Source organism: Leclercia sp. 29361 (assembly GCF_011290365.1).
Classification (GTDB): Bacteria; Pseudomonadota; Gammaproteobacteria; order Enterobacterales; family Enterobacteriaceae; genus Enterobacter; species Enterobacter tamurae.
Map to the genome: position 1 here is coordinate 1,138,773 of NZ_CP049786.1, position 26,310 is coordinate 1,165,082.

A 26,310-nucleotide genomic window follows, 5' to 3' on the forward strand; every position below is an offset into this window, starting at 1 on the left:
TCGTCGGCGTGGTTATTTGTGCGCTCGCTCACTTTTTTCCGGTAATAACTATTGCTGTTGCAGACGTTATACAAGGGGCCGTTTGAATGATTGCCCGCTTTTATTCAGCGCCAGCCACAGTGGCTTGATCCGCATCAGCGCACTTTCCAGCTCCGCTGGCTCCAGCGAAAAGGGCATCCGCAGATAGCGGTCAAAGGCACCAGAAAGGCCAAAGCGCGTCCCGGTTCCCAGATGAATACCAGCCGCTTCGGCGCGGGTGGCCAGCTGGGTTGCCAGCATATCCGGCAGCTCCACCCAGTAGGAGAGCCCACCCTCCGGCATCTGGAAACGCCACTCCGGGAAGTGTTCCCGCAGTAACACCCCACAGCGATCCCGTCGCTCGCGCAGCATCTGCCGCCGGGCGGGTAAAAATGCGTCGCCATTTTCAATCAACCACAGGGTGGCCAACTGCTCCAGCAGCGGCGAGCCGAGATCGAGCGTATCGCGGGTTTGTGCCAGCGTCGCGATGGTGCGCGCCGGAGCACGAACCCAGCCCAGACGCAGGCCTCCCCAGAAACTTTTTCCCGCCGAGCCGAGAGTAATGACATTCCCGTTCGGGCAGAAAGAGGCCAGCGGCGGCGGCGGGGGGGCATCGAACCAGAGATCAACCATGGTTTCATCCACCACCAGCGTGGTACGGGCCCGGGCGGCAATGGCGGCGATAGCCTCCCGGCTGCCCGCGTTCATGCAGCGGCCGGTGGGATTGTGAAAGTCGGGCATCAGGTACGCCAGGCGCGGCGCGGTCTGGGCGAGGGTAGCGGCAAAACCGTCAATATCCCACCCGGTCTCCGGCAGCGATACGCCGACCGGCCGGCAGGAAGCCCCCTGAATGGCGGCGATAGCCAGCGGGTAGGTGGGGTGATCTACCACCACTCGATCGCCGGGTCCGGTGAACATCCGCAGCACCAGCGCCAGCCCGCTGACCGCACCGTTAACCACCATCACCTCTTCCGCCCGGGTAGGCAGACTGCGTGCGGTGTAGCGCGCGGCGATGGCCTCACGTAGCGCCAGCAACCCCAGCTGATCGTAGCCGGTTTGCGTCAGATGCGGCGTCATGGCGGTCAGGGCGTGGGTATAGGCCTGATGGATCTCTGGCCCGGCACCCAGGGCGGCGGTAGAGAGATCCAGTGCCGCACTGGCGTTGGCGCGGGTGGGGGGCGTACGGCTGTCGGGCAGGATCACTCGCGACCCGCTGCCATGGCGGCTTTCGAGGTAGCCTTCATCACGCAGATGCGCAAGGGCGCTGCTGACGGTGGTACGGCTCACCTCCAGGGTTAAGGCCAGTTCGCGCTCGCCCGGCAGGCGTGTATCCAGCGCCAGCCTGCCGTCGAGGATCAGCAGGCGTAGCGCATCGGCAAGCTGACGCCACAGCGGGGTACGGGAGGTCTCCTGCTGCCAGTGGCCCAACAGGCGAACTAATGACTGGCTTCCAAATCGACGCGATGACATAAGCAGTCCACTTTTTCAAAACTGGACATTAATCATAGTGCCATTTCAGGTAATGATGAAAGCATAGCTAACCGGAGAAAGATCATGTTACGTCGATTACTTCAGCTTTACGTCGGATTAAGCCTGTATGGGCTGTCAACGGCGATGTTTATACGATCGGATTTGGGCGCCGATCCGTGGAATGTCTTCCATATTGGAGTGGCAAAACTGCTGGAAATGGATATTGGCACCGTCATCATCCTCACCGGCGTGCTGGTGCTGATGCTGTGGATCCCGCTGCGACTGCGCCCAGGTCTCGGCACCATCAGTAACGTGATTGTCATTGGCCTGGCTGCCGATGTCGCGCTGACGTTTATCCCGGTTATCGACTCCCTGGTGGCACGCAGCCTGTTGCTGATCAGCGCGGTGATCGTCAATGCGCTGGCGACCGGGATGTACATCGGGGCCGGGTTTGGCGCCGGGCCGCGCGATGGCCTGATGACCGGGATCAATGCTCGTACCGGCTGGTCAGTTCGCAGCGTGCGTACGGCGATTGAGGTTTCAGTCCTGCTGTTGGGCTGGGTGCTGGGAGGCACATTTGGCGTGGGGACCGTACTGTATGCCTTAAGCATCGGCCCGCTGATCCAGATCTGTCTGCCGTGGTTTCGTCAGAAGCCGCGTACGTTAGTTCCACAGCCTGAGCGCGTTGTCTGATATTGCGACCGCGTCTTTTCGGATCTCAGCAGAATAATAGAGCGCCGCTGTAGTAATAATATTGAAAACTCAGCCAGCCCGGAACATTAAAAATGTCCGGGCTTTTTCTGTTTTTTTAGGTTGAAACTAAAAACAGATTGGCAGTGATTTCCTCATTCATAAATTCACATAATTTATACGACAACTCATTATTAGTTGTAAAAAGTTTTTAGTACATCACTTCAATTGAAAACAGTGTACACGAATTTACGATAGTCGAGCTTGCGAAAGACCACACAGCATCTATGGTTATAATTCATTGCTTAAGGAGAGCATTAAAGCAGTCAGGTTTAAGACGGCGAGTTCCTTAAAAATAAAAGCAATGAAGCGCCATGAGTGCTTAATAAACTCTTGATGATGGTAAATTTAAATTTTGTGATAAAAGCCTGTGGATTTATTTAATTGCAGGGGAAGGTTTCACAATACTATATGGATAAAGTAGATGCGTTACGTTGATTTTCGTAAAAAACCTCTCGCGGCGATGATATCTTGCTCACTCTTACCCTTTTCGGTTTTTGCAACTGAGATGGAAATTTCCGATGAGGAAAGAGTCTCGGCAATTTGGTCTCTCAATCAGTCGGTTACTGCCCCGGCGTCAACAATTAAAGTCAATGATGGCGACATCAAAGTGAATAGTAGTGTAACGATTGACAGCAGTGATATCTCCTCCACCTTAGCCAGATATATTGTTTATACCCAAGGGTCTACTATCGATCTCGGTGAGGGCTCCACCGTTAATTCCTTTAATAGTGCGAATATCCTTACTGTAGAAGGCGGCGGCACAATAACTGCACGTGATATAGATATTATCGGGAGTGACGAAAATTACGGTAGCGCTATGGCAAAAATGTATGGCATTAATACTATTGCCCCAGCCGATAATGTTACAGGCTCCTTTATTGACTTTTCCGGGCTCACCCGGCTGACGCTTAATAACTTTTCCGGTAATGCGGTAGGAGTATTAGCCGCATGCAGTACGGGCACATCCTGTAATACTGAACAGGATGTCAACGTGCGACTGGGTGATCTCGGACTTAATGTTGTGACAAGTGGAGATGCGACCGGCATTCAGGCGGTAGGACAGAATATTGCTTTTAATAAGTCATCCATTGTCATCAATAGCGAAAGCACTAATGCCGCTATTAACGGGATGGTCGCAGATAATGGCATTATAAGCGCGAGCGATTATACCGATCTTACCGTATCGGGTAATGGCACATTAACCGCAGTTTCTGCCAGCGGTGAGCGGGCAAATATCGCTTTACAGGGCGGAACCGCCGTAACGTTATACCGCTATGAGGGGGGCGAAAAGGGTGTGACGGGTGTTGTTGCCAGCGACGGCGCCCTCGTACAGTTGAGCGACAGCTGGATAACGATGTACAGCGATGCCGCTGTTAACGATACCGACCGTTTTCTGATGTCGCAAAATAACGTGGCGGATGCGACTTCCCGCATTGTGGTTGACGGTGCCTTTACGGCGGCCATCGACAACACGTCTGAAAAACCCTCCTCTGCAATCTATATCGGCGCAGAGGGCAACAGCACCATTGATTTGAACGGCAGCGTGACGCTGGGTGATTTGCGTAATGCAGATATCGCGACCACCTTTCTTGCCCGGGACGGCGGTCGCATAACGATGCGGGATCAAATCTTAACGGCCTGGGGAAATATCATCGCCGATAACGGCGCTATAGATTTACGCACCGCGGATAACTCATATCTGTACAGTACGGTATCTACCCTTCATGGCGGCAGCGTCAATCTCGCACTGAACGGGGCAAACAGCCTTTGGGATATGACCGGCAGTTCGACCCTCTCCAGCCTGGCACTTAACGATGGTCAAATTAACTTTTTGAACACCTCCTCATCACAGTTTAAAACCCTGACGATAGACGGTAACTACAGTGGTAATGGCGGCACGCTGGTGATGAATGTCACCCTTAACAGCGATAATGACTCACCGGGAGACCGGATGATTGTTAACGGCGATACCAGCGGTAAAACCAGCGTGAAGTTCAATAACATTTACGGCCACGGTGACCACACAGATAGGGGCATCGAATTGATTTCGGTGGGTGGTACGTCAAGCGGACAGTTCGCTCTGGATCGTCGCGTTGGGATTGGCCTTTACGACTACGCTCTGGTTCAGAAGGGCAATAACTGGTATCTGAGTAACAGCGTGAATGATATCGCAACCGAAGAAGCCGAGCCGCCTGCCTCCGGGACGGAGACAGAGGTAAACGAATCTGGTTCTGGGGATACCCCGGCAACACCGGTGACGCCGCCGGCAGAAGCCGTTGACGGAGGTGAAGAGGGGGCAGCCGTACCTGGCGATGAATCCATTAACACGGGCAATAATGCTACGCCCGAGCAACCCGCTGATGTGCCTGCCGAAGAGGAGGCCGGAAACAGTATCGGGAGTGCCGGAAGCTACGATTACACAAAAGTCTATCGCCCTGAGAGCGGTAGCTATATCGCCAACATCGCTGCGGCTAACACGCTCTTTATGACGCGTCTTCATGACCGTCAGGGCGAGCAAACCTGGGTTGATCCCGTCACTGGCGATCGCCACGACACCACAATGTGGATGCGTAATAACGCCTCGCACACGCGTTTCGAGGAGGGGGGCGGACAGCTTATCAGCCGCAGCAATAACTATACTCTGTTGCTTGGAGGAGACGTCGCACGCTGGAGCACTACGGGGCAGGACAGTATGCGACTGGGCCTGATGACAGGCTACAGCAGTAGCAACAGCAAGTCGCGGTCACAGGTTACCGGCTACACCTCACGGGGTAAAGTCAATGGCTATAGCGCTGGGCTCTACGCGACCTGGTTTGCCGACGAGGCCACACGCACCGGGGCCTGGTTAGATGGCTGGATGCTTTATAACTGGTTCGACAATGAAGTCTCCGGCCACGTAATGCGTACTGAAAAATACCATTCCCGCGGCGTTACCGCCTCGCTGGAAGCGGGTTATTCACTGCCGGTTGGTCGATCAGAAAACTTTAGCTACTGGCTGGAGCCTCGAGGGCAGGCCGTGTTGATGAACGTCAAAGCCGACGATGTGAAGGAAGAACAGGGTACCCGTGTCAGCAGTACTGGGGACGGGAATGTGATGACTCAACTGGGGATTCGCGCCTGGATGGAGGCCAGGCCTGAAAAAGGGATGTCGAACAAGGTTAAGCCGTACGTCGAAACCAACTGGATACATAATACCCGCGCGTTTGGCGTCAGGATGAACGGCGAACAGAATGCCATGATGGGGAGCGAAAATCTTCTTGAAGCGCGCCTGGGTGTTGAAGGTCAGATGAACGATCGGCTGTCCCTGTGGGTTGATGCCGGCCATCAGGTCGGACATAACAAGTACAGTGAAAGTCGGGGTTCACTGGGAATCAAATACCATTTTTAATGTGGTAGAGAAATTATCCCAACGGCATCATGGTTTCCATGGTGCCGTTTAATTTCATCAGGGCGTCTCGTGAGGTTAATGTAATAAAAAGTGTAGGTGCGCCTTCGCTTTTATATTTAAATTTATAACATCCAACACTTTTAATTTTACAGTTTCACAAAGGGTATTAACCTCTTGTTAAATAAATGCCGCTAACAATACCCCTTCCCAAATTATAACTTGATCCTGTTCTGAACGATTGATAGCATTTTTAGCTAACCAGAAGAATATCTCTCATTTTATGCATGCACCGCAATGATTTTAATGGATTTTTTATTTGTGGAGCCCAGGAGTTTCACTGTTGCCTGTCCCGTTTCTGACTCATTTTCATTTAAGGTGTAAGTATGACTATTCATTTAGTACAGGATTCAGCATTATCCCGAACGCGATGGACCCTGAAAGATACCGTCTGGATGCTGGGAATATACGGTGCCACGGTGGGCGCGGGGACGTTATTCCTGCCGGTGGAAATCGGTACGCGCGGACCTCTGGTGTTATTTATGCTTCTGGTGCTGGCGTTTCCGCTTTCTATGGTGCCGCACGTTCTTATCTGTCGTGTCTTTATGCGCGACCATACTACGGCGGATAAATCTTTGCCGATGTTTGGTACTTTTTTTGGTGCCAGAGGACAGCAGGCGATTCGGGCCTATTTCTGCCTGGCGCATTTTCCCGTCACCCTGGTGTATGCAATCTCACTTGTTAATGCCCTCGACAATCTGTTCACCGTCCATTTTCACTTCGCACAGGTGAATCGTGCCTTGCTGACGTTTATCGTGCTGACGTGCCTGTTCCTGGTGCTGAGCAAAGGCCGGGAAAAAGTGGTCAATATACTGAGCGCGCTCGCACTGCCATTCGCCCTGACCATCGTGGCTATTGCGGCCATTCAGATACCCGGCTGGCATCTCACAAACATCACGGATGCGCTTAAAGCCACAAATAATGCCCCGACTGGTGAAACGATAAAAAATCTTTGGCTCACTCTGCCCCTGATCACCTTTGCGTTTTGCTCGACGCCGATGATTTCGCCTCTGGCAGCCCACTACCGCGAGAAAGGTAATGGCGGCGAAGAAAAATCGGTCAGGGTAGTACGCCTGGCTTATGGGCTGATATTCTTCAGTATTATTTTCTTTGTATTGAGCTGCGTCTTAAGCACGCCGCAGGAAACTTTCGTCTCGGCGAAAGCGCAGAATCTCAACGTCTTATCGGTAATGGATGGGAACAGTGGATCAGGGATCGTTTTCTTTGTCGCGCCTTTAATTGCCGTTCTGGGTATGACCAAATCCTTCCTGGGTATTAGCCTCCCGGTAGCTGAAACGTTCACTGATTTGACTGCCAGCTTAACCGGAGCGGACAAGACAAAAAGTCAGCTTATCGCGTTTGTTCCCATGTTTGCCGTATCCTTTGCTGTCGTTTATGTTAACCCCGATGTAATAAATTTGATTGAAACCGTATGCGGTCCGCTTATCGCGATCTTCCTTTTCCTGATCCCTGCGTATCTGATTTACACGCGTGATGAACTGCATAATTTGCGGGGCATGGCGACGATAACGGTCATACTGGGCGGGCTGCTCACCGTTTCCGCACTTATCTATTCCATGTTCTGATTACGGGACCGTGCAGCGGTGGACGCTATCCCAGAGAGGAGGGTCGCGCTGCGGATGCTGTTTTACACAGTGGGTTATGACAGAATACGCGCATCAGTCACTGCAACGCGACGCGCATGAAAGCCATAACCCTTTACGATGTTGCCCGCCTGGCGGGCGTTTCCTATCAAACCGTCTCGCGGGTCATCAATGACGCGGCGCATGTGTCCGCCCGGACCCGGGAAAAAGTGCTGCAGGCGATGGCCGAGTTGCACTATGTTCCCAACCGCGGAGCCCAGCAGCTGGCCGGCAAACGTACCCGCACCCTGGGGCTGATCACTACCGATCTGGCCCTGCATGCCCCCTCGCAGATTGCCTCTGCGGTCAAGACCCGCGCAGGCGAGTGCGGAGCAAGCGTATTGATCTCGATGGTCGAACATCCTCAGCAGTGTCTGGCGGCGGTACAGGAGCTGCTCGCCCAGCGCGTGGAGGGGTTGCTGGTTAACGTGCCGCTGGAGGACGAGCAGGCCGAAAGCCTGCAGGCGCAGGCCGTTCCGGTACCAGTGCTGTTTCTTGATGTCTCGCCTGGCGCCCGGGTGCACAGCCTGGTGTTCGATGCCGAACAGGGGGCAACCCTCGGTGCGCAGCATCTGCTCGCGCTGGGGCATCAGCGGATCGCTCTGCTCGGCGGGCCGCAAAGTTCCGTTTCGGCGCGGGCCCGTCTTGCGGGCTGGCTGTCGACTCTGGAGGCGGCGGGCGTTGAACCCTTTGCCCTCGCTCAGGGCGACTGGAGTGCGGCCTCGGGTTACGAGAAAGGCCATCAGCTGCTGGCCGGGGCTACGCTTCCGCAGGCGATCCTGGTGGCGAACGATCAGATGGCGCTCGGCGTGATGCGCGCCTGCGCCGAAAAGGGCATTGCCGTGCCGGGCCAGCTCTCGGTGGTGGGGTTTGACGATACCACTGACAGCGCCTGGTTTACCCCGCCGCTGACCACCGTTCGTCAGGCGTTTCGCGAGGCAGGGCTGCGCAGCGTTGAGTGGCTGCTGGCGCAGCAGGGCAATACCGGGCAGGCTCCTGCGCAAACCCGTCTCCCTGTTACCCTGGTCGAGCGACATTCCACCGCCCGGGAAGGGCTCCCGCAGGGCAGTGACGATCTGGCCCAGCAGCTAAAATCTCTGGCTATACTGGCCGAACAGCTGGCGCGCCGTTAACGCTTTTGTGATCGCCATCGCTTCATCACGCTCTCCCGCTTTACCCTGTTATCCTGACAGGGCATTGTAATTGAAAATTGTGAGCGCTTCGCAAAGAGGTAATTATGTCCCATCCTGCTCCGCTGACTCTCAGCACTCTTATTACGCGTCGTGACTGGGAAAATCCCGGTGTCACCCAATGGAATCGCCTCCCTGCCCATGCGCCGCTCAGCGGCTGGCGTGACGAGCAGTCCGCGCGGGAGGAGGGAAGTTCCTCTTCCGTCCGCTCGCTAAACGGCGACTGGCAGTTCAGCTATTTTACTGCGCCCGAGCAGGTTCCCGATAGCTGGACGCAGGAGGACTGCGCGGATGCGGTGGTAATGCCCGTTCCCTCCAACTGGCAGATGCAGGGCTTTGATACCCCGATCTACACCAACGTCACCTATCCGATCCCGGTCAATCCGCCATTTGTTCCGGCCGAAAACCCCACCGGTTGTTACTCGCTCACATTCGATATGGATGAAAGCTGGCTGGAAAGCGGGCAGACGCGGCTGGTGTTTGAGGGCGTCAACTCGGCGTTTTATCTGTGGTGCAACGGGCAGTGGGTCGGCTACTCCCAGGACAGCCGTCTGCCCGCGGAGTTTGATGTTTCCTCGTTCCTGCGTCCGGGCAGCAACCGCCTGGCGGTGATGGTGCTTCGCTGGTGCGACGGCAGCTATCTGGAAGATCAGGACATGTGGCGGATGAGCGGCATCTTCCGCGACGTCACCCTGCTGCACAAAGCTGACACCCATATTGCCGATTATCATGTTGTCACTGAGCTAAACGCCGACTATGACCGGGCCCAGCTCCAGCTGGGGCTGACCCTCGGCGGAGCCGACTACGCGGACTGCGAGGTCAACGTCAATCTGTGGCGGGCAGGGGAGTGTATCGCCAGCGCCACCGGCACGCCGGGCTCGGCCATTGTCGACGAGCGCGGCCATTGGCAGGAGCGGGTCAATGTCTCCCTCAAGGTGGATCAACCCACCCTGTGGAGCGCGGAAATCCCCGCCCTCTACCGGTTAACCCTCGTGCTGCGCAACGGGCAGGGCCAGGTGCTGGACGTTGAAGCCTGCGACGTCGGTTTCCGCCGGGTGGAAATCAGCAACGGGCTGCTGAAGCTCAACGGCAAACCATTGCTGATCCGGGGGGTTAACCGCCATGAACATCACCCTGAGCACGGGCAGGTGATGGACGAAGCTACCATGCGCCGCGACATCGAGCTGATGAAGCAGCACAACTTCAACGCCGTGCGTTGCTCGCACTATCCTAACCACCCGCTCTGGTATCGCCTGTGCGATCGCTACGGGCTGTACGTGGTGGATGAGGCCAACATCGAAACCCACGGCATGGTGCCGATGAGCCGGCTGGCGGACGATCCCCGCTGGCTGCCGGCCATGAGCGAACGCGTTACCCGCATGGTGCAACGCGATCGCAATCACCCATCGATCATTATCTGGTCCCTGGGCAATGAGTCCGGCCACGGTGCTAACCATGATGCTCTATACCATTGGGTAAAGGCGACGGATCCCACCCGCCCGGTGCAGTATGAGGGCGGCGGAGCCAACACCGCGGCCACCGACATCGTCTGTCCGATGTATGCCCGCGTCGATCAGGATCAGCCCTTCCCGGCGGTACCGAAATGGTCCCTTAAAAAGTGGATCGGCATGCCGGATGAGACGCGTCCGCTGATCCTCTGCGAATACGCCCATGCGATGGGCAACAGTTTTGGCGGGTTCGCCAAATACTGGGAGGCCTTCCGCAAGCATCCTCGCCTGCAGGGCGGTTTCGTCTGGGACTGGGTGGACCAGGCCCTGACGAAGCATGACGAACAGGGCAACCCGTTCTGGGCCTACGGCGGCGATTTTGGCGATAAACCTAATGACCGCCAGTTCTGTCTGAACGGGCTGGTCTTCCCGGACCGCACCCCGCATCCGGCCCTGTATGAGGCCCAGCGCGCCCAGCAATTCTTCACTTTTACCCTGGTCAGCCGCTCGCCGCTGGTGGTGGAGGTGCAGAGTGATTATCTCTTCCGCGAGACCGACAACGAGCAGCTGCGCTGGTCGGTGGTGCGGGAGGGCGAGGTGCTGGCCTCTGAGGTGGTGGCACTCACTATCCCGGCGCAAGGTACGCAACGACTGGAGATCGCGCTTCCGCAGTGGGCGGCGGCACCGGGCGAGCTGTGGCTGAATGTTGAGGTATTCCAGCCCGCGGCCACACCGTGGTCGGAAGAAAATCATCTTTGCGCCTGGGATCAGTGGTCGCTTCCCGCCCCGTTAACGATCGTACCGCCGAAAGCTGAAGGGGTCGCACCTCAGTTCACCCGTGAAGATGACGCGCTGGTGGTGACCCATCAGCAGCAGCGCTGGCAGTTTGATTGCGCCAGCGGCGATCTGACTCAGTGGTGGCGGGAAGGGGAGGCGACGCTGCTCGCCCCGCTGACCGACAACTTTACCCGCGCCCCGCTGGATAATGATATCGGCGTCAGCGAAGCGACCCGCATCGATCCCAATGCCTGGGTGGAGCGCTGGAAGGCGGCGGGGATGTACAGCCTTAAACCACGTCTGCTGGAGTGCACTGGCGAGCAACTGGCGCAGGCGGTGACGATCGCTACTCTACACGCCTGGGAGCATGACAATCAGGTGCTGTTCCTGAGCCGCAAATGCTGGCGCATCGACAGCCATGGCGTGCTGCATGGCGATGTTGAGGTGCAGGTGGCGAGCGACATGCCGGAGCCCGCGCGTATCGGGCTGAGCTGTCAGCTGGCGCAGGCGCCGCAGAGCGTGATCTGGCACGGGCTTGGGCCATATGAGAACTACCCGGACCGCAAGCTTGCCGCCCGCCAGGGACGCTGGGAGCTGCCGCTGGCGGCACTACATACCCCTTATATTTTCCCGACCGAAAACGGCCTGCGCTGCAACACCCGCCAGCTGACGCTGGGGCGGCATCAGCTGGACGGCGGCTTCCACTTTGGGGTGAGTCGTTACAGCCAGACGCAGCTGCGCGAGACCTCCCATCACCATCTGTTACGGGAAGAGCCCGGCTGCTGGCTGAGCCTGGATGCGTTTCATATGGGCGTCGGGGGCGACGACTCCTGGAGCCCCAGCGTGTCGCCGGAGTTTATCCTGCAGGGGAAAAAGGTGCGTTACACCTTTAGCTGGCAACAGAACTAAACTTAATCGCTGATGCGGTCACACCATGTGGCCGCACATTCACTTCGGAGGTTTATCTGATGAAGTATGTCGATGGTTTTGTGGTTGCCGTTCCCGCGAATAATAAGGAGGCTTATCGCGAGCTGGCAGCGAAAGCCGCGCCGCTGTTCAAAGAGTTTGGCGCGCTTCGCATCGTAGAGTGTTGGGCCGATGACGTACCCGACGGCAAATTAACGGACTTCCGCCTGGCGGTGAAGGCGGAAGAGAACGAAGAAGTGGTCTTCAGCTGGATCGAATACCCTTCCAAAGCGGTTCGCGACGAGGCGAATCAGAAGATGATGAACGATCCCAGAATGAAAGAATTTGGCGAATCGATGCCGTTTGACGGTAAACGGATGATTTATGGCGGTTTCTCGCCGCTGTTGGACGAGTAAGCCTGGTGCCCGGCGGCACGCACCGCCGGGTACTATGCGTGTGATTCCGGGTCGAGATTATTTTCCGCCCATTGAATAAAGGCCTCTTTCGGCAGCGCTTTACTGTAAAACCAGCCCTGACCGTACTGCACCCCGTGGCGGCGCAACCATGTCAGTTGGCCTTCGGTTTCAATCCCTTCCGCCACCATCGCCAGATTGAGCGATCGGGCCATCTCAATGATATGCGGCGTCACGTTTTTGTACTCCAGCGCGTCCACGAATGACTTATCGATTTTCAGGGTGTCGACGTCCAGATCCTGCAGATAGCTGAGGCTGGAATATCCGGTGCCGAAATCGTCAATATAGACAGAGTGTCCTGCGCGCCGGAAGCCGGCAATGGCCGGGGCACTGACGGTGGGATCGGCAAATCCACGCTCGGTAAGCTCCAGCGCAATCTGCGAGGGCGGGATCTGCCACTGATTCAGAAGACGGCTCAGCAGCGGAGGCACCGTCCCCGAGATCAAATCCGCCGGGGCAAGGTTAATCGAAATATGCTGGTCCGGATGCTGGCGCAGCCACTCCCCCATCTCCTCAAACACTTTTTCGATAATCAGCGTGGTCAGCTGATTCATCAGGCCAGTCTGCTCAGCCAGGGAGACGAAAATATCGGGAGAGAGATAGCTGCCGTCCGGCTGAGGCCAGCGGGCGAGCGCTTCCGCCCCGGTCAGCTTGCCGCTGTTGAGTGTGACAATCGGCTGGAAATGAACCTGAAACTCTCTGGCACTGATGGCGTCCAGCAGGCGATGCCGGGGAGATTGCAGGCGGCGTAACACCCGCAGTACAAACCAGGCTGTCAGCAAACTGATCAACACGCCAAAAGGCAGCCAGAAATAGAGCTGATGGTGCCAGCTCTCTTTTAGCGGCTTCAGAGAAGCCCACGCCACGATTGCAAACCCCAGGTCCGGCACGTTGTGCACGTTATACATGGCGCCGTTATGTTGAAAATGGGTGCTGCTATCCCGCTGCATCTGGTTGAAGATCTGCATATCCAGACTGTTACTGCTGGCGAAAACGAGATTGCGGCGGATCCCCACCAGGGCGACGTCGATCGGCCAGGAGCCAAAGGGGATCACGTCGATCAGCGAGGCCGGGTCGATCATCACGATATAATGGCCGGTGCCCAGGGCGGCCATATAACGTTTGAGGTTCAGATCGTTATGCGAGGTCACCCAGGCCCGATAGCCATCAGGCGTGATCCGCAATGCCGGCGGAAAGGGGGGAGTGTGACTCTCCTGTTCCAGCGAAGAGCAGCGCGGCTTGAGATCGTCCACGTAGATCACCTCCTGGATATAGCGCCAGGAGAAAGAGGCGCGGCGCATTACCAGCGCATGTTCGCGACTACAGGGGATGCCTTTGAAGGACTGCATTTCGGTGAGAGCGGATTTGGCCTGGGTAATCACTCTGTCGGTACGGATCTGGACCCGCGCTGAGTAGTCGTTCAGATCCTCAACAAACTTATCTTCCGCATTACGGTGCGCCAGCCAGACGCTCAGGCAGACAGGAACAAGTACTGCAATAACCAGTACGCAGGTCACCACACTTATCAGGTGTCGGGTTGTCATGCTCCTGTTTCCTTATTATTACGCCGGGCGTGGGGCGCACAAGTCGATGACATTAAAACGGAAAGCCACGCTGAAGTGTAGAACTATTTTAGATGAGTTTACGGGCCGCTTATCCGCCGTGGGTTGTTTTTCCACCGCCACTCGGATATGCTAATTGTTATGTTATAACAATTCATTTCAGGAAGGGTAAATATGCAGGTTCTCAATTCATTGCGCAGCGCCAAAAAACGTCATGCGGATTGCCAGATCGTCAAACGTAAGGGACGGCTGTATGTGATATGCAAATCTAATCCGCGGTTCAAGGCGGTGCAGGGTCGTAAGAAGAAACGTTAGGCGAGAACAAGAGGCTTGCCGCTAACAGCGAGGCTGTCGGCGGCAGGTCAGAGTGGGCTTCAGGCAGCCGTGCGGGCCAGGGTGAAGACGTCGTAGAAAGAGAGCTCGCCTTTGGTGGCGATCATTTTTTGCAGCTTCTCTTTTTGCTGGGATTCAACCTGGGGTGAGTGCAGGATGCTGTCGATCAGCTGGTTGGGCACATAGCGCGTGTTGTACCACTCACCGTTGTAGCAGACGCGAAAATCGAGCACATCAATATCTTCGTAGCGGTAACGCGGATTAACGTCAAAGAAGAAGAAGGCGTTAAAGACGACGAACAATACCACCAGAAGCCAGACGGAACCGATCAGCGTGTCCGACTGCAGCATCACCACCAGCGTAGCCAGCCAGGCGGCGTACATAGCAACAAACAGGCCCGGATGTTTGCGAATAAAGCTGATGCTAAAGCGCGGTCTGTTGTCACGCTTTTCGCGAACATTGAGGTCATCAATGGTTTCGGTAAGCAGGCGTTGTATCTCGGTCATCTTCTGCCCTTTCTAAATCAACTCAAAACGGGGGGATCCGTGTATTTTAAGTGACCACAATGTTTGTGGAAAGTAACAGTTACGCTAAGAAAAAACATAACAGTTGCCAGAAAAGGGCGGGGCAGATGAGGCGGTCAAACTGTTCAGTACCACGCAGCGTTTCCGCTGGGTGTCACCCAATCAGCGTACAAATTTCCACACCGCGGTCGGGATCTTATCGTACAGCTTATTCATGGTGAGTTCAGCCAGGCGATGATCGGCTGCAGAATAGAATACCGCTAACTCATTATCAGAAAGCTCGTATTTATTTTTCTCAATCACACGTTCAAGGGTGTCAATTGACTGACAGCGTCGCAAACGCATCAAATAATCTGTTTTGGTTAATGGTTTATCAGACATAAATTCACCTAATTGTTTGTAATAATTTTAACCGGAGAAGCTAACGGGTTAGCCCTGCTTGCAGTGACAAAACAACGAAAAAGCCGATTGCCTGATTTACGCCATTTTTGCAAATCCTGCGCGTTAATGCCGTAGCTGCTGAATAACATAAAAGTGTCATCCAGGTATTCGTCAATTTGCTCAATCAACTTATTATCTTCGTTATACTTAATTTTATAATTAAGGGCGAAGGCTGCTATATGCTCAATCAACTCGTTTAACTGCAAATTAATGGCAGAAGTAGGGTCATTCACCCAGCCATGGTTGCTCTCATCGAGATTGGTCAGGCAGTCATGGTACAGGGATTCACAAAGGAATTTCAACTGTGCAATATCTTGCCTTTTGGGCGAGTATTCGTCCATAGCGCATCCCCTTTTTGAGTGATTTTTTACTCACCGAACATCGTTGTCGGGAAGGGTACAACTGACTTAGCGTCAACGACTACTGTATGCGTCTTAACGTTAACTATAATCTACTCTGATCAGGATTTCACCGCGCTATTACGAAAAATTACAATTACGCCACAGGTTAAAGGGTCTGGCGGTCACTATGTTATATATTGTTTTATCCGCAGGACGATCCTTTCTTATCACCCGCCTCGATTTTGCGCCCATTTCAAAAAAACAATCAGGCGTCATCACAAACAAAAAACACCAGGAATACTCTTAATAACTCAGAAGCAACGCATGAATTTAAGAATTTGTGTAAGAGGAATGGGTTAAATATGAGAAGTCGTTTAAAGCCGACATAAAATATATAAACCGCCCATAAGCTTATTTTATGATTTTCAATTGCCAAAAAAAAGGCCGCATTAGCGGCCTTTTTAACGGTTAACAACAGGTTCCGGTGGTCTTACACCGAATGTTTGTGTTCGATATCGTCGTTTTTACGGCTGAAACGACGACGTACCACCACAAAGAATACCGGAACAAAGAAGATAGCCAGTACGGTTGCGGTGACCATCCCGCCCATTACGCCAGTACCTACGGCGTTCTGAGAACCGGAGCCAGCACCCGTGCTGATGACCAGTGGCATAACGCCAAGGATAAAGGCCAGGGAGGTCATCAGAATCGGACGCAGACGCATACGGACCGCGTCCAGCGTGGCTTCAATAAGCCCTTTGCCCTCTTTATCCATCAGATCTTTGGCGAATTCCACGATAAGTATCGCGTTCTTCGCCGACAAGCCAATGGTTGTGAGCAGGCCCACCTGGAAGTAAACGTCATTACCCAGACCGCGGAACGTGGCCGCCAGCAGGGCGCCAATGACCCCCAGTGGCACAACCAGCATAACCGAGAACGGAATCGACCAGCTCTCATACAGCGCCGCCAGACACAGGAATACCACGATCAGGGAGATGGCATACAGGGCAGGGGCCTGATTGCCGGACAGACGTTCCTGATAGGACATCCCCGTCCAGTCATAACCGATGCCTGCTGGCAGTTTTTGCGCCAGCTCTTCCATCAGGTTCATGGCCTCACCGGTACTTCTACCCGGTCCAGCCTGACCAAGGATCTCCATGGATGGCAGACCGTTGTAACGTTCCAGACGCGGCGAGCCATACTCCCAGCGTGAGGTAGAGAAGGCGGCGAATGGCACCATTTGACCGTTACTGCCGCGAACGTACCAGTTGTTGATATCGCTCGGCAACATACGGTACTGCGCTTCAGACATCACATACACCTTCTTCACACGACCGCGGTCGATGAAGTCGTTGACGTAGCTACCGCCCCAGGCCGCGCCCAGCGTGGTATTGATGTCGCTGATAGAAACGCCCAGCGCCTGTGCTTTCTCCTGATCGATATCCACTTTGAACTGCGGGGTATCTTCCAGGCCGTTAGGACGCACGCCCACCAGCAGGTCGGGATGCTTGGCGACTTCACCAAACAGCTGGTTACGCGCCTGAGTCAGTTTTTCGTGGCCCAGACCGCCCTGATCGATAAGCTGGAAGTCAAAGCCGGTTGCCGTACCCAGCTCAACGATCGCTGGCAGGTTAAAGGCAAAGACCATCGCATCTTTAATCTGCGAGAAGGTACCCATCGCGCGGCCAGTAATGGCTTCAACCTTGTTCTCTTCGCCCGGACGGTCAGCCCAGTCTTTCAGAGAAACGAAGGCGATACCGGTGTTCTGGCCACGACCCGCAAAGCCGAAGCCGTTAACCGCAAACACCGATTCAACGTTGGCTTTCTCTTTGGTGAGGTAGTAATCGGTCACCTCATCCAGCACTTTCTGGGTACGTTCCTGGGATGCACCTGCTGGCAGCTGGGCCATGGTCAGGAATACGCCCTGGTCTTCGTCCGGCAGGAAGGAGCTTGGCAGACGAATGAACAGGTACGCCATACCGACCACGATGATGATATAGAGCAGCAGATAACGACCGGTGCTGCGCAGGATGTTGCCCACGCTGTCGGTGTAGTGGTGCGTGCTCTTATCAAACATGCGGTTAAACCAGCCGAAGAAGCCTTTTTTGCCTTCGCCGTGGTCGCCTTTGGCGACTGGTTTCAGCATGGTGGCGCACAGGGCCGGGGTCAGGATCAGAGCGACCAGTACCGACAGAGCCATCGCCGACACGATGGTGATGGAGAACTGACGATAAATCGCACCGGTTGAGCCACCGAAGAAGGCCATCGGAATAAATACCGCCGACAGTACCATCGCGATACCGACCAGCGCGCCCTGGATCTGACCCATCGATTTACGGGTGGCTTCCTTCGGCGGTAGTCCCTCTTCGGACATAACACGCTCGACGTTTTCCACTACCACGATGGCGTCATCCACCAGCAGGCCTATCGCCAGCACCATCCCGAACATCGTCAGGGTGTTTATCGAATAGCCAAAGATCGACAGTATCGCAAAGGTACCCAACAGGACGACCGGAACGGCGATGGTAGGGATCAGCGTCGCACGGAAGTTTTGCAGGAACAGATACATAACGATGAAGACCAGGATGATCGCTTCGACCAGGGTTTTCACTACTTCGTGAATCGAGATCTTAACGAACGGCGTGGTGTCATACGGGTAAACGATTTTCAGGCCTGACGGGAAGAAAGGTTCCATTTTCTTCAGTTCAGCACGGATCGCGGTAGCGGTATCCAGGGCGTTCGCGCCGGTCGCCAGTTTGATCCCCAGACCGGATGCCGGCTGGCCGTTAAACTTGGCGATAACGTCGTAGTTTTCACCGCCCAGCTCTACCTTCGCCACGTCACGCAGGCGAACCTGGGAACCGTCCGGGTTCACCTTCAGCAGAATTTTACTGAACTCATCAGCCGAGGTCAGACGGGTCTGCGCGATGATCGAGGCGTTGAGCTGCTGGCCTTTAACCGGTGGCGTACCGCCTAACTGACCGGCTGCCACCTGGGCGTTCTGCGCTTTAATCGCGGTGATCACGTCCACTGGCGTCAGCTGGAAGTTGTTCAGTTTGTTCGGGTCCATCCAGATACGCATCGCGTACTGGGAACCGAACAGCTGCACGTCACCCACGCCAGAAGTACGGCTGATGGCGTCCTTCATGTTGGCGCCTACGTAGTCGGAAATATCCTCCTGCGTCATGGTGCCGTTGGTGTTGATAACGCCGACAACCATCAGGAAGCTACTGGAGGATTTCTCCACGCTCACACCCTGCTGTTGAACTTCCTGCGGCAGTAACGGCATCGCCAGCTGCAGTTTGTTCTGCACCTGAACCTGCGCGATGTCCGCATCCGTACCGGATTCGAAGGTCAGCGTGATCTGCACCGTACCGGTGGAGTCACTGTTGGAGGACATGTACATCAGGTTATCGATACCGTTCATGTTCTGTTCGATAACCTGGGTTACGGTGTCCTGCACCGTTTTGGCATCAGCCCCTGGGTAGGTTGCGGCGATTGAAATTGCTGGCGGCGCAATAGTTGGATATTGCGCGACTGGCAGCTTCAGGATCGCAAGTCCCCCTGCTAGCATGATGATGATGGCGATCACCCACGCGAAAATGGGGCGATCGATAAAGAAATTAGGCATGTCTTAACGGCTCCTGTTTAAGTTAAGACTTAGGTTGTTCTGACTGGCCGCCTGCGGAGGCTTGTTGTTGATTGTCAGACGTGACCTCTTGCGCTTTAACCTGGGCGCCCGGGCGAACTTTTTGTAAACCGGTAATGATGACACGATCGCCATCTTTCAGACCGTCGGTGACCAGCCATTTGTCGCCAATCGCCTGGGTTGCCGTGATCTGACGGACTTCGACTTTGTCTTCAGCGCCAATGACCATTGCACTGGCATCGCCGCGCGGCGTACGGGTCACACCCTGCTGTGGAACCAGCAGTGCGGTTGGGTTAGTCCCTTCTTCCAGGCTTGCACGAACGAACATACCCGGTAACAGCGTATGATTCGGGTTCGGGAAGATGGCGCGCAGGGTGATAGAACCGGTGGTCTGATCGACCGTTACGTCAGAAAACTCGAGGCTGCCAGCCTGTGGGAACTTGATACCGTCGCTGGTGACCAGCTCTACTTTCGCTTTGCCGTTTTCCTGCTTCAGGGTGCCGTTTTCGAGCTCCTGTTTCAGACGCAGGAAATCATTGCTCGACTGGGTGACATCGACATAGATCGGGTCAAGCTGCTGCACGGTAGCCAGCGCGTTGGTCTGGCCACTCTGCACCAGAGCACCTTCGGTCACTGACGATTTACCAATGCGGCCGCTGATAGGCGAGGTCACTTTGGTATAGGCCAGGTTAATACGTGCAGTTTCAACCGCGGCTTTCGCAGCAGTAACCGCAGCGTTAGCCTGCTGGGCATCGGCTTGGGCGCTATCGAATTCCTGTTGGCTGATGTACTGGGTGCCAATCAGTTTCTGATAACGGCTGACGGTCAGCTGAGCAATTTTTGCCGCAGCCTGGGCTTTCGCCAGATCGCCTTTTGCACTTTCGTAGTTAGCCTGATAGGTAGCGGGATCAATCTGATACAGAGATTCACCGGCTTTAACATCGCCGCCTTCCGTAAAATTACGTTTCAGGATGATGCCACTCACCTGTGGACGCACTTCAGCAATGCGGTAAGCGCTGGTTCTGCCGGGTAGTTCTGTTTTTATCTGGAGAGGTTCGGATTTGAGCGTCACGACGCCAACTTCTGGCACCTGCTGAGCCCCTTGTTGAGCCTGTTTTTCGTCACATCCTGTAAGCGCTAAGCTGCCTGAGAGCATCAGAACGATCGCCAGAGGCGTTAACCCTCTGTTTTTGTTCATATGTAAACCTCGAGTTTCCGATTTCAAATTGATCAATGGATCACGCGTCCACAAACCCATTGCTGCGTTTATATTATCGTCGTGCTATGGTACATACATTCATAAATGTATGTAAATCTGACTCCTGTAAATTCACCTGGGTATGGCACGAAAAACCAAACAACAAGCACTTGCGACACGCCAGCACATCCTTGATGTTGCTTTGCGCTTGTTTTCGCAACAAGGGGTCTCTTCCACGTCGCTGGCACAGATTGCTCAGGCGGCTGGGGTAACCCGTGGAGCGATTTACTGGCATTTCAAAAATAAGTCAGATTTATTTGGTGAAATTTGGGAGCTTTCAGAATCCAATATTGGGGATCTCGAGACTGAGTATCGGGCAAAATTCCCTGACGATCCACTCTCAGTTTTAAGAGAGATTCTGGTCTATATCCTTGAGGCGACTGTTATTGAAGAGCGTCGTCGCCTGATGATGGAGATCATCTTCCACAAATGCGAGTTTGTCGGGGAGATGGCGGTGGTGCAACAGGCGCAGCGCAGTCTATGTCTGGAGAGTTACGATCGTATCGAACAGACCCTGATGCACTGTATTAAAGCCAGCATGTTACCGGCCAATCTATTAACCCGTCGCGCCGCTATTCTGATGCGCAGTTATATTTCCGGCATTATGGAAAACTGGCTTTTTGCCCCCCAGTCTTTTGATCTGCAACGTGAAGCCCGTGATTACGTGGCGATCCTGCTGGAGATGTACCAGTTCTGCCCAACCCTGCGCGGGCAGCCAGAGCCGCTCCCGGCCTGACCCCAGGAATTGTCCGGGAGCCACCTGTTGACGCTATATTGCGCCCGATTGCCGTGATATTCTTCACGCCGGTCTTCCTGGTCATTCATCACACGAATCACACATAACTATGTTGCACTACACACGCAAACAGCATCCCATTTTTGCCTTTATTCTGGTTTTCTTTCTCTCGTTGATGGCTTCACCGGCTGCGTTTGCGCGTGCCGATAATACCAGCGACATCCCCACGCGGGCAGATGTTCAGAGCCAGCTCGACGCCCTGAGCAAACAGAAAGAGCTTACGCCGCAGGACAAACTGGTCCAGCAGGATCTGACGGAAACCCTTGAGACGGTCGACAAGCTCGAACGGATCAAAGCCGAAACCACGCAGCTTCGCCAGAAAGTGGCTCAGGCGCCGGAAGCGATGCGCAAGGCGACCGAGAGCCTCAATGCGCTGGGCGATGTCGATAATGATGCGGAGACCCGCAAAACGCTGGCGACCTTATCCCTGCGTCAGCTGGAACTGCGCGTGGCGCAGCTGCTCGACGATTTACAAACCGCGCAAAGCGATCTGGCCACCTACAACAGCCAGCTGGTGTCCCTGCAAACCCAGCCGGAGCGCGTGCAGAATGCGATGTACACCGCGTCGCAACAGCTGCAGCAGATCCGCAATCGCCTGAACGGAACCTCCGCGGGCGAAGCGGCATTACGCCCGACCCAACAAACGCTACTCCTGGCCCAGCAGCAACTGCTCAATGCGCAGATCGAACAGCAGCGTAAGAGTCTGGAAGGTAACACCGTCCTGCAGGATACCCTGCAAAAGCAGCGCGACTATGTCACCGCCAACATCAACCGTCTGGAGCATCAACTCCAGCTGTTGCAGGAGGCGGTCAACAGCAAGCGCCTGACCCTGACGGAGAAAACCGCCCAGGAGGCCGTTAATCCGGACGAAACCGCGCGCATCCAGCAAAACCCGCTGGTGAAGCAGGAGCTGGATGCCAACCATCAGCTCAGCCAGCGTTTGATCACCGCGACCGAAAACGGCAACTCGCTGGTTCAGCAGAACATCAAAGTTAAAAACTGGCTGGATCGCGCCCTGCAGTCGGAACGCAACATCAAAGAGCAGATCGCCGTCCTGAAAGGCAGCCTGCTGCTGTCGCGTATCCTGTATCAGCAGCAGCAAACCTTGCCCTCCGCCGATGAGCTGGAGGACATGACCAACCGCATTGCGGATCTGCGTCTTGAACAGTTTGAGGTCAACCAGCAGCGCGACGCCCTGTTCCAGAGCGATGCCTTCGTTGCCAAAGTGGAAGAGGGGCACAGCAGCGACGTCAATGATGAAGTCCACGACGCGCTGTTGCAGGTGGTGGAAATGCGCCGCGAGCTGCTCGATCAGCTGAACAAGCAGCTGGGCAATCAGCTGATGATGGCCATTAACCTGCAGATCAACCAGCAGCAGCTGGTGAGCGTCTCCAAAAGTTTGCAGGAGATCCTTACCCAGCAGATCTTCTGGGTAAACAGCAACAAACCGATGGACTGGGACTGGATCAAATCCTTCCCGGGCATGCTGAAAGACCAGATTAAAGGGATGAACATCACCGTTAACTGGGAAAAAGCCGGTCCGGCGGTGGCCTTTGCCTTCCTGGCGGGTCTGCCGCTGTTGCTGATTGCCGGGTTAATCCGCTGGCGTCTCGGCTGGCTGAAAAAATACCAGGCGAAGCTGGCGAGTGAAGTGGGGCAGCTGCGTAATGACAGCCAGCTTCACACCCCGAAAGCCATTCTTATCGATCTGATCCGCGCCCTGCCGGTCTGTCTGTTAATTCTGGCGGCGGGACTGATCCTGCTCACCATGCAGCTCAATATCAGCGATCTGCTGTGGGCCTTCAGCAAAAAACTGGCGCTGTTCTGGCTGGTGTTTGGCCTGTGCTGGAAAGTGCTGGAAAAAGATGGCGTGGCGGTGAGTCATTTCAATATGCCTGCCCAGCTCACCAGCCACTGGCGACGCCAGATCGTGCGGGTGAGCCTGGCACTGTTGCCGCTGCATTTCTGGTCGGTGGTGGCCGAACTCTCCCCGCTGCATCTGATGGACGATGTGCTGGGGCAGTTCGTCATTCTGCTTAACCTGCTGCTGATCGCCGTCCTGATGTGGCCGATGTGCCGCGACAGCTGGCGGGATAAAGAGTCCCACGCCATCCGTCTGGCGACGGTCACCGTGCTGTCCATTATCCCGCTGGCGCTGATGGTGCTGACGGCGACCGGCTATTTCTATACCACTCTACGTCTGTCAGGCCGCTGGATTGAAACCGTCTATCTGGTGATCCTCTGGAACCTGCTCTACCAGACCGTCCTGCGCGGGCTGAGCGTTGCCGCCCGGCGTATCGCCTATCGCCGCGCCCTGGCGCGTCGGCAGAATATGGTGAAAGAGGGGGCCGAAGGCGCGGAGCCGCAGGAGGAGCCGACCATCGCTCTGGAGCAGGTGAACCAGCAGACGCTGCGTATCACCATGCTGGTGATGATCGCCCTGTTCGGCGTGATGTTCTGGGCTATCTGGTCGGATTTAATCACCGTCTTCGCCTATCTCGACAGCATCACCCTGTGGCACTACAACGGCACCGAAGCGGGGGCGGCAGTGGTGAAAAACGTCACCATGGGCAGCCTGCTGTTTGCGCTGGTCTCGTCGATGGTGGCCTGGGCTCTGATCCGCAACCTGCCGGGTCTGCTGGAGGTGCTGGTGCTCTCGCGCCTGAACATGCGCCAAGGGGCCTCCTACGCCATCACCACCATTCTGAACTATGTGATTCTGGTGGCGGGGGCGATGACCGTCTTCGGTTCGCTCGGGGTCTCGTGGGACAAACTGCAGTGGCTGGCGGCGGCGCTGTCGGTCGGTCTTGGTTTTGGTTTGCAGGAGATCTTCGGTAACTTCGTTTCAGGTCTGATTATCCTGTTCGAGCGTCCGGTGCGCATTGGCGATACCGTGACTATCGGCACCTTCTCGGGAACCGTCAGCAAGATCCGTATCCGTGCGACCACCATCACCGACTTCGATCGGAAAGAGGTGATCATCCCGAACAAAGCCTTCGTGACCGAGCGGTTGATCAACTGGTCGCTCTCCGACACCATCACCCGCGTGGTGATCCGTCTCGGCGTGGCCTACGGTTCGGATCTGGATAAAGTGAAAAAAATCCTGCTGCAGGCAGCGATGGAACATCCGAAAGTGATGCACGATCCGGAACCGGCGGTGTTCTTCACCACCTTTGGCCCGAGCACGCTGGATCACGAGCTGCGTCTCTACGTGCGTGAACTGCGCGACCGCAGCTACACCGTGGATGAGCTGAACCGCACCATTGAACGCTTGTGCCGCGAGAACGACATCAACATCGCGTTCAACCAGCTTGAAGTGCATCTGCGCAATGAGAAGGGCGACGAGCATACGGAAGTGAAACGTGAAGTGAAGGGTGACGATCCGACGCCAGCGTGACATGACCTTTCACCCTCTCCCCTCAGGGGAGAGGGCCGGGGTGAGGGGATATTTTCCCCTCAAAATCCCGCCTCACAATCTCCAGCGCCTTCAGCACCGTCTCGGCGGGAATATCATGATTCTCCAGCAGCATAATCAGATCCACGGCCAGCTTCACTTCATCGGGGGCGTTTTCCAGTGACACACACTACTCCTGTTAACGGGTCAGACGCGCAATCACGCGCTCAATATCATCCAGTGCCTTACGACAGCGTTCAAGCCGCCCCTCCAGCGCGGTAATTTCGCGCATCAGCATCTGCTGCTCTTCCAGCGTTTCGGCCTGCTTCAGCCGGGCCTCACGTTCAGACTTCATCTCACACAGCCGCCGCTCAAACTCCTGATGCTCAAGGCGCTTGCGCTGCCATTTAGTTGCCCCGGCAGAAGGGCTGTCCCAGACCCGTAAAGGCCAGGCGGCGATCTCCCGGTGCAGGGCGGCGATCTGCTCCGCCAGATGGGTGGCCAGCCAGGTCACCTGCTCCGTTTGTGCCTTCTCCACCGCACGACCCAGCTCATCCAGATTGTGCTGGGCTTCATCCAGGTAATCTTTAATCAGCGTGCTGCGGGTGCGGAACAGCTGCCGGTCAAAACGCGGCTTCAGGGTAGCGTGCTGCATCAGAGGCGCGGCCTGGTTTCGCAGGGCCGTCAGCTGATTTTGCAGCGTCTGTAAAAGCAAGGCTGTTTTCAATCCGCTCTCCAGTGGTACAGTAGCCGTTCAGTTTGATAACGATTCGCATTATGCAGCGTACTATTTTACTCATCATTGGCTGGCTTGCGGTAGTGCTCGGCACGTTGGGTGTCGTTTTGCCCCTTCTGCCAACCACGCCCTTTATATTGCTGGCGGCCTGGTGCTTCGCCCGCTCCTCGCCGCGTTTTCACCACTGGCTCCTCTATCGCTCGTGGTTTGGCGGCTATCTGCGCCACTGGCAACAGCACCGCGCCATGCCGCCCGGCGCGAAGCCGCGGGCTATTGCCGTTATCCTTATTACCTTCGCCATCTCATTATGGCTGGTAAAGATCATGTGGGTGCGGATCCTGCTGCTGGCGATCCTCTCATGCCTGCTGATTTTCATGTGGCGGATCCCTGTGGTTGATGAAAAGCAACAAAAGCAATAATCCTCGGGTTGGCTGTTGCAATTCTTGTGCGCAGCCAGTAAATTCGACCGTTTTCGAGCACGGGCAGGCTTGGTTAAAGGTTAAACAATTGTTACCTTGACCGACCCACTATCCGCTCCGTGAGTAACACCGTTTTCATCAGGCATCCATTTATGACCGCAACTGCGCAGCAGCTTGAATACCTTAAAAACAGCATCAAAAGCATCCAGGACTACCCAAAACCTGGCATCCTTTTCCGTGATGTCACCAGCTTGCTGGAAGACCCGAAAGCGTACGCCCTCAGCATTGAACTGCTGGTAGAGCGTTACAAAAACGCCGGGATCACCAAAGTTGTCGGCACCGAAGCCCGCGGCTTCCTGTTTGGCGCCCCGGTTGCGCTGGCGATGGGCGTCGGCTTTGTGCCGGTGCGTAAGCCACGCAAACTGCCACGCGAAACCATCGCCGAGAGCTACGAGCTGGAGTACGGCACCGATCAGCTCGAGATCCACATCGATGCGATCAAGCCAGGCGATAAAGTGCTGGTGGTTGACGATCTGCTGGCAACCGGTGGCACCATTGAGGCGACCGTGAAGCTGATCCGTCGTCTGGGTGGCGAAGTGACCGATGCGGCCTTCATCATCAATCTGTTCGATCTGGGTGGCGAACAGCGCCTGGAAAAACAGGGCATCACCAGCTACTGCCTCGTGCCATTCCCGGGACATTAATCCTCCCGCCCGCAACCTCGCCCAACGGGT

At 55.4% G+C, this 26,310-nt stretch carries 20 protein-coding genes; 11 read left to right on the forward strand and 9 right to left on the reverse strand.

The window, feature by feature from the left end; genetic code table 11:
* Window positions 1-66: 66 nt before the first annotated feature.
* Entirely contained in the window at window positions 67-1,488 is a 1,422-nt protein-coding gene (locus G7090_RS05360) for a PLP-dependent aminotransferase family protein (protein WP_166181740.1), read from the reverse strand.
* 84 nt (window positions 1,489-1,572) lie between these two features.
* Between G7090_RS05360 and G7090_RS05365 the strand changes: the two genes are divergently transcribed.
* The 6 genes from G7090_RS05365 to G7090_RS05390 all read left to right on the forward strand — a co-directional run bounded on the left by G7090_RS05365 (window position 1,573) and on the right by G7090_RS05390 (window position 12,066).
* Window positions 1,573-2,181, forward strand: a complete 609-nt coding sequence (locus G7090_RS05365; protein WP_166181741.1) for a YitT family protein — start codon at window positions 1,573-1,575, stop codon at window positions 2,179-2,181.
* Between the two features lie 481 nt (window positions 2,182-2,662).
* Entirely contained in the window at window positions 2,663-5,629 is a 2,967-nt protein-coding gene (locus tag G7090_RS05370) for an autotransporter outer membrane beta-barrel domain-containing protein (protein ID WP_166181742.1), read from the forward strand.
* A 383-nt stretch (window positions 5,630-6,012) separates the two neighbouring features.
* On the forward strand, window positions 6,013-7,272 hold the full coding sequence (locus tag G7090_RS05375) for an amino acid permease (RefSeq protein WP_371811807.1): 1,260 nt from the start codon (window positions 6,013-6,015) through the stop codon (window positions 7,270-7,272).
* Window positions 7,273-7,388: 116 nt separating this feature from the next.
* Window positions 7,389-8,462: a LacI family DNA-binding transcriptional regulator gene (locus G7090_RS05380; protein WP_166181743.1), complete on the forward strand. Its 1,074-nt coding sequence runs from the start codon at window positions 7,389-7,391 to the stop codon at window positions 8,460-8,462.
* 104 nt (window positions 8,463-8,566) lie between these two features.
* Window positions 8,567-11,653: a beta-galactosidase gene (locus tag G7090_RS05385; protein WP_166181744.1), complete on the forward strand. Its 3,087-nt coding sequence runs from the start codon at window positions 8,567-8,569 to the stop codon at window positions 11,651-11,653.
* Window positions 11,654-11,712: 59 nt separating this feature from the next.
* Window positions 11,713-12,066, forward strand: coding sequence for a DUF1428 domain-containing protein (locus G7090_RS05390; protein ID WP_106992177.1), 354 nt, complete (start codon window positions 11,713-11,715; stop codon window positions 12,064-12,066).
* Between the two features lie 32 nt (window positions 12,067-12,098).
* Here the strand turns inward: G7090_RS05390 and G7090_RS05395 are convergent, their stop codons facing one another.
* Window positions 12,099-13,667, reverse strand: coding sequence for an EAL domain-containing protein (locus G7090_RS05395; RefSeq protein WP_166181745.1), 1,569 nt, complete (start codon window positions 13,665-13,667; stop codon window positions 12,099-12,101).
* A 192-nt stretch (window positions 13,668-13,859) separates the two neighbouring features.
* On the opposite strand from G7090_RS05395, the gene ykgO reads away from it, so the two are divergent.
* The gene (ykgO, locus tag G7090_RS05400; protein WP_106992179.1) at window positions 13,860-14,000 is read left to right on the forward strand and encodes a type B 50S ribosomal protein L36; all 141 of its coding nucleotides are present in this window, start codon (window positions 13,860-13,862) and stop codon (window positions 13,998-14,000) included.
* Window positions 14,001-14,059: 59 nt separating this feature from the next.
* On the opposite strand, the gene G7090_RS05405 is transcribed toward ykgO, so the two are convergent.
* The 5 genes from G7090_RS05405 to acrA form a co-directional block, all read right to left on the reverse strand.
* Window positions 14,060-14,524 carry a YlaC family protein gene (locus G7090_RS05405; protein ID WP_166181746.1) on the reverse strand — a complete coding sequence of 155 codons (465 nt, stop codon included), beginning with the start codon at window positions 14,522-14,524 and terminating at the stop codon, window positions 14,060-14,062.
* 180 nt (window positions 14,525-14,704) lie between these two features.
* Window positions 14,705-14,923: an HHA domain-containing protein gene (locus tag G7090_RS05410; protein ID WP_032616864.1), complete on the reverse strand. Its 219-nt coding sequence runs from the start codon at window positions 14,921-14,923 to the stop codon at window positions 14,705-14,707.
* Between the two features lie 8 nt (window positions 14,924-14,931).
* Window positions 14,932-15,324, reverse strand: a complete 393-nt coding sequence (tomB, locus tag G7090_RS05415; RefSeq protein WP_106992181.1) for an Hha toxicity modulator TomB — start codon at window positions 15,322-15,324, stop codon at window positions 14,932-14,934.
* Between the two features lie 490 nt (window positions 15,325-15,814).
* Complete coding sequence (gene acrB / locus G7090_RS05420) at window positions 15,815-18,955, reverse strand: multidrug efflux RND transporter permease subunit AcrB (RefSeq protein ID WP_166181747.1); 3,141 nt, start codon at window positions 18,953-18,955, stop codon at window positions 15,815-15,817.
* Window positions 18,956-18,977: 22 nt separating this feature from the next.
* On the reverse strand, window positions 18,978-20,171 hold the full coding sequence (gene acrA / locus G7090_RS05425; RefSeq protein WP_106992183.1) for a multidrug efflux RND transporter periplasmic adaptor subunit AcrA: 1,194 nt from the start codon (window positions 20,169-20,171) through the stop codon (window positions 18,978-18,980).
* 142 nt (window positions 20,172-20,313) lie between these two features.
* On the opposite strand from acrA, the gene acrR reads away from it, so the two are divergent.
* The gene (gene acrR / locus G7090_RS05430; RefSeq protein ID WP_106992184.1) at window positions 20,314-20,967 is read left to right on the forward strand and encodes a multidrug efflux transporter transcriptional repressor AcrR; all 654 of its coding nucleotides are present in this window, start codon (window positions 20,314-20,316) and stop codon (window positions 20,965-20,967) included.
* Between the two features lie 109 nt (window positions 20,968-21,076).
* Window positions 21,077-24,424 (forward strand): mechanosensitive channel MscK, encoded by a 3,348-nt coding sequence (gene mscK / locus G7090_RS05435; RefSeq protein WP_166181748.1) that lies wholly within the window; start codon window positions 21,077-21,079, stop codon window positions 24,422-24,424.
* Between the two features lie 22 nt (window positions 24,425-24,446).
* On the opposite strand, the gene rsmS is transcribed toward mscK, so the two are convergent.
* Both rsmS and priC read right to left on the reverse strand, forming a co-directional pair.
* Entirely contained in the window at window positions 24,447-24,608 is a 162-nt protein-coding gene (gene rsmS / locus G7090_RS05440; protein WP_166181749.1) for a pleiotropic regulatory protein RsmS, read from the reverse strand.
* Window positions 24,609-24,620: 12 nt separating this feature from the next.
* Window positions 24,621-25,148, reverse strand: a complete 528-nt coding sequence (gene priC, locus G7090_RS05445) for a primosomal replication protein N'' (RefSeq protein ID WP_166181750.1) — start codon at window positions 25,146-25,148, stop codon at window positions 24,621-24,623.
* Window positions 25,149-25,198: 50 nt separating this feature from the next.
* Between priC and G7090_RS05450 the strand changes: the two genes are divergently transcribed.
* Window positions 25,199-25,576: a DUF454 family protein gene (locus G7090_RS05450; protein ID WP_106992188.1), complete on the forward strand. Its 378-nt coding sequence runs from the start codon at window positions 25,199-25,201 to the stop codon at window positions 25,574-25,576.
* A 152-nt stretch (window positions 25,577-25,728) separates the two neighbouring features.
* Complete coding sequence (gene apt / locus G7090_RS05455; protein WP_106992189.1) at window positions 25,729-26,280, forward strand: adenine phosphoribosyltransferase; 552 nt, start codon at window positions 25,729-25,731, stop codon at window positions 26,278-26,280.
* The last annotated feature ends 30 nt before the right edge of the window (window positions 26,281-26,310 follow it).

What these genes read in the sequence shown, in the direction of transcription:
- G7090_RS05360 (WP_166181740.1), bottom strand. Translation starts at nt 1,488, where the DNA reads ATGTCATCGCGTCGATTTGGAAGCCAGTCATTAGTTCGCCTGTTGGGC.
- G7090_RS05365 (WP_166181741.1), top strand. Translation starts at nt 1,573, where the DNA reads ATGTTACGTCGATTACTTCAGCTTTACGTCGGATTAAGCCTGTATGGG.
- G7090_RS05370 (WP_166181742.1), top strand. Translation starts at nt 2,663, where the DNA reads ATGCGTTACGTTGATTTTCGTAAAAAACCTCTCGCGGCGATGATATCT.
- G7090_RS05375 (WP_371811807.1), top strand. Translation starts at nt 6,013, where the DNA reads ATGACTATTCATTTAGTACAGGATTCAGCATTATCCCGAACGCGATGG.
- G7090_RS05380 (WP_166181743.1), top strand. Translation starts at nt 7,389, where the DNA reads ATGAAAGCCATAACCCTTTACGATGTTGCCCGCCTGGCGGGCGTTTCC.
- G7090_RS05385 (WP_166181744.1), top strand. Translation starts at nt 8,567, where the DNA reads ATGTCCCATCCTGCTCCGCTGACTCTCAGCACTCTTATTACGCGTCGT.
- G7090_RS05390 (WP_106992177.1), top strand. Translation starts at nt 11,713, where the DNA reads ATGAAGTATGTCGATGGTTTTGTGGTTGCCGTTCCCGCGAATAATAAG.
- G7090_RS05395 (WP_166181745.1), bottom strand. Translation starts at nt 13,667, where the DNA reads ATGACAACCCGACACCTGATAAGTGTGGTGACCTGCGTACTGGTTATT.
- ykgO (WP_106992179.1), top strand. Translation starts at nt 13,860, where the DNA reads ATGCAGGTTCTCAATTCATTGCGCAGCGCCAAAAAACGTCATGCGGAT.
- G7090_RS05405 (WP_166181746.1), bottom strand. Translation starts at nt 14,524, where the DNA reads ATGACCGAGATACAACGCCTGCTTACCGAAACCATTGATGACCTCAAT.
- G7090_RS05410 (WP_032616864.1), bottom strand. Translation starts at nt 14,923, where the DNA reads ATGTCTGATAAACCATTAACCAAAACAGATTATTTGATGCGTTTGCGA.
- tomB (WP_106992181.1), bottom strand. Translation starts at nt 15,324, where the DNA reads ATGGACGAATACTCGCCCAAAAGGCAAGATATTGCACAGTTGAAATTC.
- acrB (WP_166181747.1), bottom strand. Translation starts at nt 18,955, where the DNA reads ATGCCTAATTTCTTTATCGATCGCCCCATTTTCGCGTGGGTGATCGCC.
- acrA (WP_106992183.1), bottom strand. Translation starts at nt 20,171, where the DNA reads ATGAACAAAAACAGAGGGTTAACGCCTCTGGCGATCGTTCTGATGCTC.
- acrR (WP_106992184.1), top strand. Translation starts at nt 20,314, where the DNA reads ATGGCACGAAAAACCAAACAACAAGCACTTGCGACACGCCAGCACATC.
- mscK (WP_166181748.1), top strand. Translation starts at nt 21,077, where the DNA reads ATGTTGCACTACACACGCAAACAGCATCCCATTTTTGCCTTTATTCTG.
- G7090_RS05450 (WP_106992188.1), top strand. Translation starts at nt 25,199, where the DNA reads ATGCAGCGTACTATTTTACTCATCATTGGCTGGCTTGCGGTAGTGCTC.
- apt (WP_106992189.1), top strand. Translation starts at nt 25,729, where the DNA reads ATGACCGCAACTGCGCAGCAGCTTGAATACCTTAAAAACAGCATCAAA.